General features: G+C 69.8%; 14 protein-coding genes. 6 read left to right on the plus strand and 8 right to left on the minus strand.

The genetic code is table 11. The annotated features are described in order from the left end of the window. Window positions 1-8: 8 nt before the first annotated feature. Together ACFY1H_RS41380 and ACFY1H_RS41385 are read right to left on the minus strand one after the other, a co-directional pair. Window positions 9-989, minus strand: a complete 981-nt coding sequence (locus ACFY1H_RS41380; RefSeq protein ID WP_386955678.1) for a hypothetical protein — start codon at window positions 987-989, stop codon at window positions 9-11. A gap of 220 nt (window positions 990-1,209) precedes the next feature. Further along, window positions 1,210-2,811 carry a carboxylesterase/lipase family protein gene (locus ACFY1H_RS41385; protein WP_386955679.1) on the minus strand — a complete coding sequence of 534 codons (1,602 nt, stop codon included), beginning with the start codon at window positions 2,809-2,811 and terminating at the stop codon, window positions 1,210-1,212. A gap of 148 nt (window positions 2,812-2,959) precedes the next feature. Between ACFY1H_RS41385 and ACFY1H_RS41390 the strand changes: the two genes are divergently transcribed. From ACFY1H_RS41390 to ACFY1H_RS41400, 3 genes are all read left to right on the plus strand, one after another. Then, window positions 2,960-4,132: a sensor histidine kinase gene (locus ACFY1H_RS41390; RefSeq protein WP_386955680.1), complete on the plus strand. Its 1,173-nt coding sequence runs from the start codon at window positions 2,960-2,962 to the stop codon at window positions 4,130-4,132. Then, on the plus strand, window positions 4,129-4,815 hold the full coding sequence (locus ACFY1H_RS41395) for a response regulator (RefSeq protein ID WP_386955681.1): 687 nt from the start codon (window positions 4,129-4,131) through the stop codon (window positions 4,813-4,815). The genes ACFY1H_RS41390 and ACFY1H_RS41395 overlap by 4 nt, the downstream gene beginning before the upstream one ends. A 232-nt stretch (window positions 4,816-5,047) precedes the next feature. After that, a complete protein-coding gene (locus ACFY1H_RS41400; RefSeq protein ID WP_386955682.1) occupies window positions 5,048-5,305 on the plus strand; it encodes a hypothetical protein in 258 nt (85 codons plus the stop codon). Window positions 5,306-5,582: 277 nt separating this feature from the next. Here the strand turns inward: ACFY1H_RS41400 and ACFY1H_RS41405 are convergent, their stop codons facing one another. Together ACFY1H_RS41405 and ACFY1H_RS41410 are read right to left on the minus strand one after the other, a co-directional pair. Continuing rightward, window positions 5,583-6,569: a TerC/Alx family metal homeostasis membrane protein gene (locus tag ACFY1H_RS41405; RefSeq protein ID WP_386955683.1), complete on the minus strand. Its 987-nt coding sequence runs from the start codon at window positions 6,567-6,569 to the stop codon at window positions 5,583-5,585. A 351-nt stretch (window positions 6,570-6,920) separates the two neighbouring features. Further along, window positions 6,921-7,799, minus strand: coding sequence for an NAD(P)H-binding protein (locus ACFY1H_RS41410; RefSeq protein ID WP_386955684.1), 879 nt, complete (start codon window positions 7,797-7,799; stop codon window positions 6,921-6,923). A gap of 123 nt (window positions 7,800-7,922) precedes the next feature. Between ACFY1H_RS41410 and ACFY1H_RS41415 the strand changes: the two genes are divergently transcribed. Continuing rightward, entirely contained in the window at window positions 7,923-8,849 is a 927-nt protein-coding gene (locus tag ACFY1H_RS41415; RefSeq protein WP_386955685.1) for an AraC family transcriptional regulator, read from the plus strand. On the opposite strand, the gene ACFY1H_RS41420 is transcribed toward ACFY1H_RS41415, so the two are convergent. Both ACFY1H_RS41420 and ACFY1H_RS41425 read right to left on the minus strand, forming a co-directional pair. Continuing rightward, window positions 8,825-9,826, minus strand: a complete 1,002-nt coding sequence (locus tag ACFY1H_RS41420) for an RNA polymerase subunit sigma-70 (RefSeq protein ID WP_386955686.1) — start codon at window positions 9,824-9,826, stop codon at window positions 8,825-8,827. The two genes, ACFY1H_RS41415 and ACFY1H_RS41420, sit on opposite strands and share 25 nt — an antisense overlap. Before the next feature lie 5 nt (window positions 9,827-9,831). Further along, a complete protein-coding gene (locus ACFY1H_RS41425) occupies window positions 9,832-10,392 on the minus strand; it encodes a dihydrofolate reductase family protein (RefSeq protein WP_386955687.1) in 561 nt (186 codons plus the stop codon). An 80-nt stretch (window positions 10,393-10,472) separates the two neighbouring features. Here ACFY1H_RS41425 and ACFY1H_RS41430 point away from each other — a divergent pair, with 80 nt between their 5' ends. Then, window positions 10,473-10,640 carry a zinc ribbon domain-containing protein gene (locus ACFY1H_RS41430; protein WP_386955688.1) on the plus strand — a complete coding sequence of 56 codons (168 nt, stop codon included), beginning with the start codon at window positions 10,473-10,475 and terminating at the stop codon, window positions 10,638-10,640. 240 nt (window positions 10,641-10,880) lie between these two features. On the opposite strand, the gene ACFY1H_RS41435 is transcribed toward ACFY1H_RS41430, so the two are convergent. Continuing rightward, the gene (locus tag ACFY1H_RS41435) at window positions 10,881-11,762 is read right to left on the minus strand and encodes an SDR family oxidoreductase (RefSeq protein WP_366581901.1); all 882 of its coding nucleotides are present in this window, start codon (window positions 11,760-11,762) and stop codon (window positions 10,881-10,883) included. Between the two features lie 108 nt (window positions 11,763-11,870). On the opposite strand from ACFY1H_RS41435, the gene ACFY1H_RS41440 reads away from it, so the two are divergent. After that, window positions 11,871-12,467 carry a helix-turn-helix domain-containing protein gene (locus tag ACFY1H_RS41440; protein ID WP_386955689.1) on the plus strand — a complete coding sequence of 199 codons (597 nt, stop codon included), beginning with the start codon at window positions 11,871-11,873 and terminating at the stop codon, window positions 12,465-12,467. Window positions 12,468-12,559: 92 nt separating this feature from the next. Here the strand turns inward: ACFY1H_RS41440 and ACFY1H_RS41445 are convergent, their stop codons facing one another. Continuing rightward, window positions 12,560-12,805 carry a hypothetical protein gene (locus ACFY1H_RS41445; protein WP_386955690.1) on the minus strand — a complete coding sequence of 82 codons (246 nt, stop codon included), beginning with the start codon at window positions 12,803-12,805 and terminating at the stop codon, window positions 12,560-12,562. Between the last annotated feature and the right edge of the window lie 656 nt (window positions 12,806-13,461).

A 13,461-nucleotide genomic window follows, 5' to 3' on the forward strand; every position in this document is an offset into this window, starting at 1 on the left:
GTGGGTGGTCACGAGGAGAGCAGGTCCATCGAGAAGCCGACGACGAAGACACCCAGGCCGATCCATTTCAGCCGGGACTCCAGGCCGGCGCGGGTTCGGAGGTGCCCAAGAGTGGTCACCACCAGGCCTTCGAGTACCAGCAGGCTGAGCAGGTATCCACCGCCACCCAGGACGACACCGCCGATGGTGGGGGAGAGGATCGCTATCAGCGCCACGAGGACGGGTAGGGGCATGGGGTCGTTGGGCGGGGCGTATTGGTAGTGCGCTGACACGAAGAGGAACAGGCCCATCACGACTGTGCCCGCGATGACGAACGCCCGGAAGGCCGGAGTGTCGCCTCGCGGCGGGTCTGGTTGCGGCGCCGGGGGTTCCTCGCCGGGTGTGCGGGCGCCTTGCCAGCGGGCGTGCAACTGAGCGCGGCAGTCTCGCAGTGTGGCGTGGAACGCCTCCATCCTGGTGACGGCCGCGCTTTCGCGGGGCCCGAGCAGGTGGAGCGTCGCCGCGACCAGCGCTGTGAGCAGCACCAAGGTGATCAGATAGCCGGCCTCGCCGAGCCCGATGCCGGCCAGGAAGGCGGCGAACGAAAGGCACAGCAGCACGAGCACGGTCGATGCGATGGGATCGTCGCTGCCGTCGAGATACCGTATGAAGAGGAGCACCGCCGCGGCAACGGCGCCGGCGCGGTGGAACGCCTGAAGCCCAGGCGGACGGAGGGGCGTCGACCTCACCGGTCGCACTGGGGATTTCCGGCGGGGAGTGAGCCAGCGTCGCAACCTCGAGATCAACTGGGTACGCCTGGTCCGCAGGATGGTGTGGAATGCCGCCATTTTCGTGCGGCCCAGCAGATCGATGACGACCGTGAGACCGCCCACGAACTCGAGGGTCTTCCCGAGCCGCCCCCACCACAGGACCGCGATCCCGAAGACCCGCAGCTGCGTGGTGTCGTGGCCGGCGAACCATTCACGCCATGCGTGCAACAGATCCCACATCGTCCCCTCAGCCCGCGGCAGGCAGGCCGACGTCGCAGCCCGCAGTGTCGATCCTTCGTCTCAGGCGGAGGATTCTTGCACTCCGCATCGAGATGGCGACCACTTGGTTCCGGTGGGCGGTTGCCGGTGTTCTGAAAGACGTCTCCGGGTTGCCGGAAGCACGCCGCAGGAGATCGATGCCGGGATCCCGAGCGGCAGAGCTCCTCGGATGGTCCGAGCGCTACCGGTGGACGGTCTGCCAGAACGCGCAGTGGTGCTCGGTCGCGAAGTCGATCTGCTCGGTGCCGGCTGCGGTGAAGGACGGCATGGTGCTCGGCTGGTAGCGCGGCCACCGCGGGGTGCCGTCGGTGTTGGGATCGCCGGTTCTGGCGAAGGCGGCCCAGTACCCGATCAGTTGGTGGGACAAGGAGATTTGCCCGGCGTTCGGCGGGGTGGCGGGCGGTCCGGCGAAAGTCCCGTCGAACAGGTAGGGCAGTTCGGCGCCGTGCGCGGCGCCCATGGGGAAGTTCAGGATGAACTGTCCGTCGTCCTGCGCGAATTCGTAGGCGTAGACGGGCGCGTACCGGGCGGCTGCCCGATCGGCGAGGGCCGCCGGGCACGCGCCGAGCTTCGCTCCCCGGTCGGTCAGCACGGTGGCCAGCGCGATTCCGGGCGTCGGGAACCGGTCGGCCGGGTACTGCGCGAGCACCCGGTCGGTGTCGGGGCCGAAGATCTCCCGCAGCGCGGCCGCGTAGCCGGCGGCAGTCACGGGTGTTCCGTGGGCGTCGTTGTCGAGCGCGACGAACGGGCGCATCTCGTCGCGGTTGGTGCCTTGGATGATCGGAATGCCCGCGGCGGAGCCGTCGCGGAGTGCGTCGAGCGGTTGCCGGGGGAGTGCCGGGCTGCCGGCCACGGGGCTCCAGGGCATGTCGCGGAGCCCGTTGATCGCACGGAAGGCGACGTCGGTGTCCAGCCCGACCAGATCGGCCGCCGGAATGGCGCGCAGGCAGGCGGCGACGTCGGCGGGTGCGGTGCAGCCGAGGCTCGCCGCGGTGCGCTCACCGCGTCGTTGCGCGTCCGGCTGCGACACGAAGCTGTTGCCGCACGGTCCGCTCTGCACGATCGCCTTGTCGACCAGCCCGTGTGCTGCCGGCGCGGCGAGCTGGGCGCAGACGCTGAACGCGCCCGCGGACTGGCCGGCGAGCGTGACGTTGCGGGCGTCACCGCCGAAGGCCTGGATGTTCTCCCGGACCCAGCGCAACGCGGCTTGCTGGTCGGCGAGCCCGTAATTGCCGGCCCAGGCGTCGTCGAGTGCGGGCTCGTCGAGGAATCCCAGCGCGCCGAGCCGGTAGTTGACGGTGACGACCACGACGTCGCCGCCGGCGGCCAGCCGGGACGGGTCGTAGTCGCTGCCCGCGCCGTTGACGAATCCGCCGCCGGGAAGCCAGACGAGGACGGGCAGGCGTGGGTTCCCGGACGTGACGGGCGTCGTGACGTTCAGATACAGGCAGTCCTCGTCGCCGATGACTGTCGGCCCGCCTGCCGGATCGGATCCGGGTTGCGGGCAGGGGTTGCCCGGCGCGGTGGCCTCCCGGATCCCGTGCCAGCGCGGGACTGGTGCGGGGGCACGCCATCGCCGGTCGCCCACCGGGGGTGCGGCGTACGGAATCCCGGCGAACGTCCGGTGGTCACCGGTGACGACGCCGCGCAGCTGTCCGTCGTGGACCTGCACCAGATCGGGGCCGGCCATCTCGCCCGAGGCCGAGCCGGGCAGGCAGGCGAGCAGCGCTGCGGCCGCGGTTGCCGCGAGCCCGGCGCGGAACATCCTTCGAAAAGTGGTCATGGCGGGCATCATGCGGTGATCCGTGGCTGGTCCGCGTCGCGTCTCAGGCGTATCTCCGGCTGCTCCTCCGGGAGTACGTCCACGGGCGTAGCGGGACTTGCGCTTCCAGGCTGACGCGTCAGCGCGGCGACGCGCGGACGATGGCCGGGTGGCACTTCGCCGTGGAATCGCCGGGCACCGCCGTCTGCCGGGCGGTGGTAACCCGTTGCTCGGCTTGGCCTTCGCCGCGGCCGCGGCGGGAGTGGCGGCCGCGTTTCAGAGCGGGCCGTGGGCCGTCGGGTGCGTGACGGCCGCGGCGGCCGGTGCGGCTGTGGCGTGGTCGCGGGTGCGGCCGACGCGCGCAGTGGTGATCGGATTCGCCGCGTACGTAGCGGATCTGGCGTCGGGCGTGGCCCCCGCGCCGGTGTTCCTGCCGCTGATCGTCACGTTCGCGGCTGCGGTGGTGCTCGGCAGCAGACCGGTCGCCTACGCGGTTCTCTTCGCCGGGTATGTGCTGGCCGTGTTCGTTCCGGTGCCGGGCTGGGACCCGCCGAGCGTGGCGTCGGGGGGCGGCTTGGCGGCGTGGTTCCTCGTGCTGGCCGCTGCCGCGGAACTCGTCCGGGTGCGGCGGCAGGCGCGCCGCGCCCGGGAGGCCGAACTGGCAGGTGCGGCGCGGACGCGTCAGGAGCAGGAATTGCGCCGCGCCGGGGACGAACGCCTGCGGATCGCGCGCGATCTGCACGACGTCCTCGCTCATCAGCTGGCCCTGATCACGGTTCAGGCCAACGCCGGGCTCACTCTGCTCCCGCGCGATCCGCGAGCCGTCGAGCAGGCGCTGACGGCGATCAAGGACGCAGGCAACTCCGCGCTCGGGGAGCTGCGCGCGGCACTGGACGCACTGCGCTCGCCCGGCGCCGGGGCCGCTCCGCACCGTCCGAGCCCTCGGCTTTCCCAGCCCGGCGACCTTGCCGAACTGCTCGAGGGAGCGCGCGCGGCGGGGCTGCGCGTCACGGCTGACACCGCGGGCCCGCTGCCGGTCCTGCCTACGCCGGTCGACCAGGCCGCATACCGCATCGCGCAAGAAGCGGTCACCAACGCGATCCGGCACGCCGGCGCGGGCTCGACTCTCGGGCTTCGCGTGGCCTGCACGGAAGGACGGTTGGAGCTGACCGTGACCGACGACGGTCGCGGACGTCCCGGCAGCCGGACCGCCGGAGGCGGCAACGGCCTGCCCGGGATGCGGGATCGCGCCACCGCGTTCGGCGGCCTGCTCACGACCGGGCCGGTACCCGGCGGCGGTTACCGGGTGGCCGCCGTCCTGCCGATCGGCGGCGCCTCGTGACCGCGCCCGGCCCGATCCGGGTCGTCCTCGCCGACGACCAGGCACTGGTGCGCGCCGGTATCCGAGTGCTTCTGGAGACCCGCCCGGACCTCGTCGTGGTGGGCGAAGCCGGCGACGGCGAAACCGCTCTCGCCCTCGTGCGGGCGCTGCGGCCCGACGTCGTCCTGATGGACATCCGCATGCCCGGCCTCGACGGACTGGCCGCGATCGCGCGGATCGCCGCTGACCCGGCGTGCGGCGCGACCCGCGTCGTCATGCTCACCACGTTCGACCTCGACGAGTACGTGTTCGAAGCGCTGCGCCGGGGCGCGGCCGGATTCCTGGTGAAGAACAGCGAACCCGACGAGCTCGCGCGGGGCGTCCGCGCCGCCGCGGCCGGGGACGCCCTGCTCGCCCCCGGCGTCACCCGCCGGCTGATCGCCGAATACGCCGCGCGCACGAAGCCGGCTCCGGCAGCCGCGGCGGCCATCGCCGCCCTGACCGAGCGGGAACGCCAAGTCCTCACCCTCGCCGGCGCGGGACTGTCCAATGCGGACATCGCCGCCCGCCTGCTCGTCAGCCCGCTGACCGCGAAAACCCACGTCTCCCGCATCATGGGCAAACTCTCGGTCCGCGACCGCGCGGGACTTGTCGTGCTCGCCTACGAGACCGGACTGGTCCGTCCCGGCTGGCTCGGCGAGTGACTGCTACTTCCGGGTGAGTAACGGCCGAAACGCTACCCGACCTGCGATGTACCCTTCGACGCGTTTGCCGAGCAGTTTGCCTACCTGGGATGGGAACGATGGGGGAAGATCAGGTGACGTCAGATGGAACCTGACGTCGAAACTCTCTGGACGGAACTGGCCACCGCTGGCGTGGCGCAGTCACGCGCCCAAGATCATTTGAGGCGCGCGGCCCGACCAAGAACGGCTACGCGTGCTGCAACGTGAACTCCGCGGCAGTCATCGCGGAACTGCATTGGCCTATCTGCGCTACGTTCCCGACGACGCTCTCGAATTGCTCCCGGAGATCATGTGGTTGGCAACCGACCTCGGTCTCGCGCACGAGGTCAGAGACTCACTGATGTGGATCTCTCGAAAACAATTGTCACCCCGGCTTGTGGCGCTCCTGCCTCGGCTGCTGGACGAAGCAGACCCGACGAAGACATTCGCGAAGTGGGCGGCATATTCATGAGGCTCTACGGTCCGCTACTGGACGAGGGGACGTCGCCGGCCTGACGCGAGCTCGACCTCGACTGGGTCCTCATGGTTGACGGCGTGATGCCGCTACAACGCACCGTCGGCACGCCCGCTGCCCTCTGCCCGCTGCTTCGCCGCGTGGATCGCCGGGTTCAGGAGCCTGGGCCGCGTGGTGGGCTCAATGCCGCACAGGTGATCACCAGTGCGGCGAGGATGAGCAGGGTGAGGAAGAGTTCGAGCAGGGCGTTGACGAGTAGTTCGGTTGCCATGGCTCAGTCCCGTCGGTGGTCAGCAGGCTCGGGTGTGCGGCGGGGCAGGAGGCTGGTGGTGGTGACGGTGGCCAGGACGAGCACGATGACCGCCAGCGAGATCGGGGTGGGGATCTGCGGCACGGCGGGCCAGACACCGTGGGCCCAGTGCAGCACGAGTTTCACCCCGATGAACGCGAGGATGACGGCCAGGCCGTGGTTGAGGTGGCGGAGTTTCGCCAGCGCGGTGTGCAGCACGAAGTACAGGGCGCGCAAGCCGAGCAGCGCGAAGGCGTTGGTGGCGAAGACCAGGTAGGGGTCTTCGGTGATGCCGTAGACCGCGGGCACCGAGTCGATCGCGAACACGACGTCGGTGGTGAACACCGCCACCACCACGACCACCAGCGGGGTGAACACCCGCCGCCCGTGCTCGCGCACGGTCAACCGGGCTCCCTGGTAGTCGTCGGTGATCGGGATGAACCTGCGCAGCAGCCGCACGGACCGCATCCGTGCGGGGTCCGGCTCGGCATCGGCGTCGGTGAGTGCTTGGTGCAGGATCTTCACCGCCGAGAGGAACAGGACCAGCCCGAACACGAGGAACGCCCAGGTTCCCGCCGCCAGCAGTGCGGCGCCGGCCGCGATGAACGCCCCGCGCAGCACGAGTGCGCCGACGATGCCGTAGAGCAAAACCCGCTGCTGCAACGCCGGCGGAACCGCGAACGCGGCCAGCAGCAGCATGAACACGAACAGGTTGTCCACCGACAAGGACTTCTCGACGACGAAGCCGGTCAGGAACTCCACCGCCTGGCCGCTCCCGTACGCGACCCACAGCCAGCCCCCGAACACCACCGGCAGCGCCAGGTAGAACACCGACCAGCCGACGGCCTCGCGCATCGACACCTCGTGCGGACGCCGCGTCACCATGAAGTCGGCGACCAGAAGCACAACCAGGACCGCGATGCTGATCAACCACAGCCAAAGCGACCCGACGGACTCCGTCGGAGCCGCCACAACACCTTCCGCGGGCACAGGACCTCCTCGAACGAGCGCACGCCGGCGCGGGTTCGAGGTCTCCTTCACCCAGTGCCGCCGACACCCCGTGTCACCGACCTGGGCGGGCTCCCGAGGACATCACCGGGATGTCCGTATTGACCGGGCAGCCCCTGCGGAAGTACTCCCCTCACGGTCAGTATGGCTTCGCCGTTCGAGAAAGTAAAGAATCATTAAAGGTGTAGCGGTGGCCGCGGGACGGGGTCGACGCGTTCGCACATCGTCGGCAACACACCACAGCGAATTTCTCCTGCCACGACACGCCCGGCAAGCCCGCGTTGATCGCGCGCCTGCCGGGCACACCTGTGCCGGTCAGGCGATGGACGTCGAGGGCGCAGGAGACGTCGACGTGAAGATCTCCCGCGCGTACTCATCCAGAGAGCGCGGAGCGTGGCCGGTCAGCCGCTGCACATCGTCGGTGACGGCGTCGAACAAGTCGGCGCGCACGAAGACGAACAGATCCATCATGTGGTCGACCCACGCGTTCGGACGTCCCGAGCGGGCGAAATGCGCCCGGTGCGTCTCGAGGTCGGCGTCGATGTGGCGGATGGTCCGCCGCGACGCGCTGGACAGCGTGTCGGCCACCTCCGCGAACGTCAGGGTTTCGGGGCCGGTGAGGTCGTAACTGTGGCCGTGGTGGCCGTCGGTCGTCAGGGCCGCGACGGCCGCGTCGGCCGCGTCGCGGGTGTCGACGAAGCCGGCGCGGTGGCTTCCGCTTCCGGCGTAGAGCTCGTTGTCGTCGCGGATCGCCCTGGCGTACACCGCGTCGTCCTCGTCGAAATTCTGCATGAGCCAGTTGGGGCGCAGGATGGTCCAGTTCCGGCCCGATTCCCGCACCACCTGTTCGACTCGCGCGCGCGGAGCGGCCGCCGGTGCTTTGTCGACCCCGAAGGCGGACATGAGGACCACGTGGTCCGCCTGCGGAGCGGCGGCGATGAGCCGTGCGAACAACGAGGCCGCGTCGTCGAGCACGTCGAGTCCTTTGAGGAACAGGGCGTCGGCGCCGGCGACCGAATCCGCCCACGTGGACTCGTCGGCCCAGTCGAACAGGACCGGGATGACGTTCTCTGTGGGTGCGCCCGGATGCCGGGTGGCCGCCCGCACCGAAACGCCCGCTGCGGCGAGCGCAGCTGTCACACGCTTGCCCGCCTTACCCGTAGCACCTTCTACCCATACCGTCTTCATGGTCATCTCCAGTTCGCGGTCAATGAACTCTGGCGCCAGGCTATGGCGGGTCAAAGAGACGGAAAATGGTTAATCGTCGCCATTGTTTGTCTCAGCGTCTCGCGGACGTGGACACGTAGACTGCTCGGCATGGACGTGCTGGCCGACATCCTGACGGCGATGCGAGCGGGCCGGCCGGTCGCCGCTCTCACCGAGGTCCACGCGCCGTGGGGGCTGCGCTTCGACCAGGTCCTCGGTGCCGCGTTCCACGTTGTGCTGCAAGGCAGTTGTCAGCTGGTCCCGCTGGACGGGGCAGCGTTCGCGGAGGTTCAGCTGGGGCCCGGTGATGTGGTGCTGCTCGGCCGGGGTACTCCGCACGCGATCGTCTCCGCACCGGGCGTGGACCTCACTCCGTTCGCCCCCGTTCGTGACACGCCGGGCGGATCGTTCGGGCGGTTCGCGCTGCCCGGGTCCGGGGCTCGGTCGACGATCGTGTGCGGCGCGTACAAGCTGGTGCGCCGCCGTCCTCATCCGCTGCTGCGGGATCTGCCGGAGGTTGTCCACCTGCCCGCCGCGCCCGGACGCGATCCGGGTCTGCGGGCGATGGTGGACCTGCTCGGCGCCGAGCTGCACGAGGCGCCGCCCGGGGCCGCGGCCGTGGCACCGTCGCTTGTGGACGCTCTGCTGGTGTATCTGCTCCGCGCGTGGATGTCCGGCTCCGAAGACACCGCAACGAGCTGGTCGGCCGCGTTGACCGACGAGGTGACGTCCCGGGTGCTGGCGGCCATGCACGCCGAGCCCGGCCGAGCGTGGACGGTGGAGCAGCTCGCCGGGGTCGCCGGGCTTTCGCGCGCGGCGTTCGCCCGGCGGTTCGCCTCCGTGGTGGGCGAACCGCCGTTGACGTACCTCACGCGCTGGCGGATGGCCACCGCAGCTCGGCTGTTGCGCACCACCGACAAGACGCTGGCGCAAGTCGCGGCCGCCACCGGATACAGCTCTCCGTTCGCCTTCGCCAAGGCGTTCCGGCGGGAGCACGCGACCACGCCCGGCGGTTACCGCGCCGACGCCGCCGGATGACTGCTGTCCCGTGCGGCGTGACTGTTCTCGTGCGGTAACTGCACCCGGTCGGGGTCGTCGGGAAAGCCCGACGCGCCGACCAGGTCCGGGTCGAGGAAGGTCGTGATCGAAGCCAGGTGCGTGGTGTCCGTGGTCAGCACGGCCAGCCCGAAGGGCCGGAATGGCGCGTCGGCCCGCACCCGGTGGTAGGCCACGGCCGCCGGCTGGTCGTTCGCGACGGTCGGGAACATCCGGTACAGCCCGGGCGCCGTGAGCACGTGCTCGGCCAGGAACGGAACGCACGAGCGTTTCCCGGACAGGGACAACCCGGACGGGATCACCTCTAGGGTCGCGTCGTCGCGCAGCAGGCGGGTCAGGGCCGCGACGTCGGCGGTTTCGAAGGCGGCGATGTAGGAGTTCAGGACGTCGCGCGCCGCGGGGGAGCCCGGCTCGGCGAAGTTCTCCGGCGCCGGCGTCAGTTCGTCGAGCCGGGCGCGTGCGCGTTGGAGGGCACTCTTGACCGCGGGCACGCTCGTGTCGAGCACCTGGGCGATCTCGGTGGCCGGCATGGCCAGCACTTCGCGCAGCAGGAACGCCGCGCGCTGCCGCGGCGGCAGATACTGCGCGCTGGCGACCAGGGCGAGCCGCAGCATCCTGCGTCGTTCGGCCACGTGGGCCGGGTCGCCGAGCCACGGCGTGACCCAGAGGACCTCGGCCGCGGCAAGCGGGACGTCCGGATCTTCACCCGGGGAGCCGAGCCCGGCCGGCAGCACCCGGCGGCCCCGCTCTTGCAACGCCGTGAGGCACACATTCGTGGCGATCCGGTACAGCCAGGTGCGCACTGACGCGCGTTCTTCGAAGGAGGCCCGGTTGCCCCACGCTCGCAGGTAGGTCTCCTGCGCCAGGTCCTCGGCCTCGTGCGCCGAACCCGTCATCCGGTAGCACAACGCGACCAGCTCCGGCCGGTACTCCTCGAGACCGTCCCATGTCTCCGGCATGTCCGTCATCCTCGTCGTGGCCGGTAGCGCAAGGAAACCAGCCCCGGATCGGCGCCCGGGCCCGCGCTGAGCACCTCCCAGCTGCTCGGCGCGTCGCCGGGGTGGGAAAACGAGGCGCCGCCGGGGACGGTCACGGGCACGACGGTCACCGCCAGCTCGTCGACCAGCCCGGCCGCGGTGAGCGTATGGCCGAACCGGCCGTGGCCGTAGACGATCAAATCCCCGCCCGGCTCCCGCTTCATCGCGGCGACGGTGCCGGCGACTTCGGTGTCGAGCACGGTGGTGTTGGTCCAGTGTGGCTCTCGCAGGCTCGAGGAGAACACGTACTTCGGCATGGCGTTGAGGTGGGCGGCGTAGTCGCCGGGGGTGTCCGGCCACTGGCGGGAGAAGATGTCGTAGGTCCGCCGGCCCATCAGCATCGCCGAGCAGCCGCGCAGCGCCGCCAGCGAGGCCGCCGCGCTGCCCGGGCCGAAGTAGGGCCCGGCCCACGCCAAGGGTTCGCTGATCACGCCGTTGAGCGACACCAGGGTGCTGAGCACCAGGCGCCGCGAAGAGTGCGTCGTCATGGGTGGTTGGACTCGGCCGGGTCTGGAAAGGAATCGGTCCGGCCCCGATTCCTTCGAGGATCCCGCTGGTCTGACCCGCCATGAAACTTGCCTACTGGCGCGACCCACTCAGCGGTCTCTTGCACTGTGGAGTCTGCGGCGGCCGGATGCAGCGCAAGCACGAGCGACCGTCGACTCGGCGACTACGCCGGAAAACGACAAGCGCGGATCGAGACCGAGCTCGATCCGCGCTTAGGGAGTTACGGTGATTGTCCGAGGACGATCTTGCACGCTGTCTACACACCTGCAATTCCCCGTTGACCTGCAGCTACCGTGACAACGATCGTCATGCCCAGCAGCGTGCGGACCCAGCCGGGAAGGTCGCCGGACATGGGACAGCAGTTGGCGGTGACGGAGTTCCAGCAGTGCTTTCCTGGCACGCCTGAGGGGCAAGTCGTGGCGCTGGTGCGGAGGGGCGCCAGCCCCTCGGCTCCTCCGGTTGCGGGTCGTCAGGCGAAGTAATGCCCCTCTTCGATGTCGTCGATGAGGCCGGGGTGCGTCGGTGTCCACCCGAGCAGTTGCCGGGTGATCGTGCTCGACGCGGGCATGTCGGTGCCCAGGAGTGCTCCGAGGGGCATGCCGAATTCCTCTGCGGGGCGGGACTGCGCGGGCACGCCGACTCCTCGCGCGATCGCCTCGGCGATGTCGCGGAAGGCGACTCCCTCATCGCCCACGGCGTGCAGGACCGATCCTGCGGGCGCCTTCTCGATCGCGAGCCGGTACAGGGTCGCTGCGTCCCTGACGTGCACGGCGGGCCAGCGGTTCATCCCGTCGCCCACATACGCGGAGAAGCCGGTTGTCCTTGCCCGGGCGGTGAGCTGGGGGATGAAGCCGTGCTGCTCGCCCTTGCCATGTGCGGATCGCGGGATCATGACAAGGCTCGCGCGGACTCCGCGATCGGCGGCGGCGAGGGCGGCCTGCATGTTCTTGATGCGCGCGGCGATGGGCCCCTCTGGCACCAGTTCGTCGTGCTCGGTGGCGGCTCGACCCGGCACGGTGATGGTCGCGCCGGTGACGAGCAGCGGCTTGTCGGTGCCCTCGAGCGCGCTCGTGAACGTGTCGATGGCGGCGGCATCGGCCGGGGCGCCGCCGATCTGCCCGAGTTCGTGGGCGTAGGCGAGGTGGATGACGCCGTCACTCTCTTCCGCCGCATCTCGGAGGATGCCCAGGTCGTCGAGGCCGCCACGGCGGGCTTCGGCGCCCAGCTGCTCGATCACGGCAGCGGCGGTGTCGGAACGGGCGAGGCCGACGACCTCGTGGCCGGCGCCGATGAGTTCGGGGACGACTGAGGATCCGATCCAGCCGGAGGCGCCGGTGACGAAGATGCGCATGTGATGCTCCCTGCAAGTGATGCGACTGTGTCGCATCGAAGCTAGTTGATGCGACACAGTCGCGTCAATGGCGTGATGCGATGCTGTCGCATCGTCTATCGTGTGAGCATGAGCCGATGGGCGCCGGATGCGCGTGAGCGACTGGAGGATGCCGCGCTCGAGCTGTTCTCAGCTCAGGGATACGAGAACACGACGGTGGCGCAGATCGCCGAGCGCGCGGGCCTCAATCGCGCGACGTTCTTCCGGCACTTCGCCGACAAGCGCGAGATCCTCTTCGGCCGAGAGGACGAGCTCGCCATCCTGTTCTCCGACGCGATCCGCTCCGCACCGGCGGAAGCCGACGTGCCCACCTGTCTCCTGGCCGCCTTGCACGCAGCGGACGCGAGGATGACAGCCGACCAGCGCCCCAGGGCCATCGCGCGGCGCCGGATTGCCGACGCGAACATGGACGTGCAAGAACGCGGGTTGCTGAAGATCGCACGGACCACGACCGCGGCGGCCGACGCGCTCGCAGACCGCGGCGTCGACGAGCTGACCGCGCGCCTCGCCGCCGAGATGCTGATCCTGGCCTTCAGTGCAGGCCTCCGCGAATGGATCAACACCAGTGACCCTGCAGACCCGTTCTCGTCCCAGGCCGCAACCGCCCTCGAAGCGATCCGCGACCGCGCCGGACTGCTCCGAGACCCGACGTCCGCGAAAACGTGAACCTGCTCCTGGATCCAGCCTGAGACCAGTTAGGAGCACTCTGGTTCCCGCGACCTCCAAACGAGAAGCCCGGAACCTCTTACCTGCCTGGGCTATCCGCCCCGCAGTCTCGAAGGCGGCGAGTTCGGTGGGCCGGCCACGCCGACCAGATCGCCGACGACGGGTCGCTCGGCTCCGGGAAGTACCGGGCCGGCATCCACGCCACGGAACTGCGCCCGGACCTCAACCGCGGAACCTGCGTCGCCGTCGTTGTCACGGACGCCGCGCTCGAGCTGATCCGCACCTTCAAAACACCGTTCGAAGATGGGATCGACCAGGTACCACCAGTCGTCACGCACGCGGTGGAGCCGGCAGCCGAAGACGGCAGAGAGATCGCCGCTGCCGAGCAGCCTCGATCGATCACCTTGCCGACGTCGCCCAGTCCCGCGTGGCGAGCCGCGGGTGCGTACGCCGGAGGTGCTCTGGCGGCTCGCCGACCACAACGCCTCCGAATACGACGGTTGGACCCCCGCCGGCTCGCCGGCACCCTGGCCGAGCACGGCGTCCGCCTCGCCAGGTCGCACGGTTTGATGATCATCCGCCGCGACGACGTCACTCAGGCACTCGCGACCCGCGACGCTGAGTAACACAGGGGAGTGGGAACTTTCAGGGAGAGTCAGGCAGTTGTGGGGGAGGTCCCGGCAGTTGATGACCCCTGATCTGACCTGCTCAAACGTTGCGATGGAGGACGACGCTGGCGGATCGCGGGTGCAGCTAGAAGGGCGCCAACCGAGTCGACGCGACCCTGGCAGGCCGTTCCCCTTCCCTTGCAACAACGGCTACTCCCGGTTAGTGGACACCTTTGACGCCCACACCGGGATCGAATCGCTCCACCCGGCACGCTGCCCTCGCCCGGGAGCCTTCGCCGGGAGGTCTCAAACCGAAGATGCCTTCGGAAGTCCCCATCGCCGAGTAGATCATCTTCGATACCCACCCCGGACGTCAGCATCACCCG

Source organism: Amycolatopsis sp. NPDC001319, from assembly GCF_042896185.1.
Classification (GTDB): Bacteria; Actinomycetota; Actinomycetes; order Mycobacteriales; family Pseudonocardiaceae; genus Amycolatopsis.

What these genes read in the sequence shown, in the direction of transcription:
- ACFY1H_RS41380 (WP_386955678.1), bottom strand. Translation starts at nt 989, where the DNA reads ATGTGGGATCTGTTGCACGCATGGCGTGAATGGTTCGCCGGCCACGAC.
- ACFY1H_RS41385 (WP_386955679.1), bottom strand. Translation starts at nt 2,811, where the DNA reads ATGACCACTTTTCGAAGGATGTTCCGCGCCGGGCTCGCGGCAACCGCG.
- ACFY1H_RS41410 (WP_386955684.1), bottom strand. Translation starts at nt 7,799, where the DNA reads ATGACCATGAAGACGGTATGGGTAGAAGGTGCTACGGGTAAGGCGGGC.
- ACFY1H_RS41415 (WP_386955685.1), top strand. Translation starts at nt 7,923, where the DNA reads ATGGACGTGCTGGCCGACATCCTGACGGCGATGCGAGCGGGCCGGCCG.
- ACFY1H_RS41420 (WP_386955686.1), bottom strand. Translation starts at nt 9,826, where the DNA reads ATGCCGGAGACATGGGACGGTCTCGAGGAGTACCGGCCGGAGCTGGTC.
- ACFY1H_RS41425 (WP_386955687.1), bottom strand. Translation starts at nt 10,392, where the DNA reads ATGACGACGCACTCTTCGCGGCGCCTGGTGCTCAGCACCCTGGTGTCG.
- ACFY1H_RS41430 (WP_386955688.1), top strand. Translation starts at nt 10,473, where the DNA reads ATGAAACTTGCCTACTGGCGCGACCCACTCAGCGGTCTCTTGCACTGT.
- ACFY1H_RS41435 (WP_366581901.1), bottom strand. Translation starts at nt 11,762, where the DNA reads ATGCGCATCTTCGTCACCGGCGCCTCCGGCTGGATCGGATCCTCAGTC.
- ACFY1H_RS41440 (WP_386955689.1), top strand. Translation starts at nt 11,871, where the DNA reads ATGAGCCGATGGGCGCCGGATGCGCGTGAGCGACTGGAGGATGCCGCG.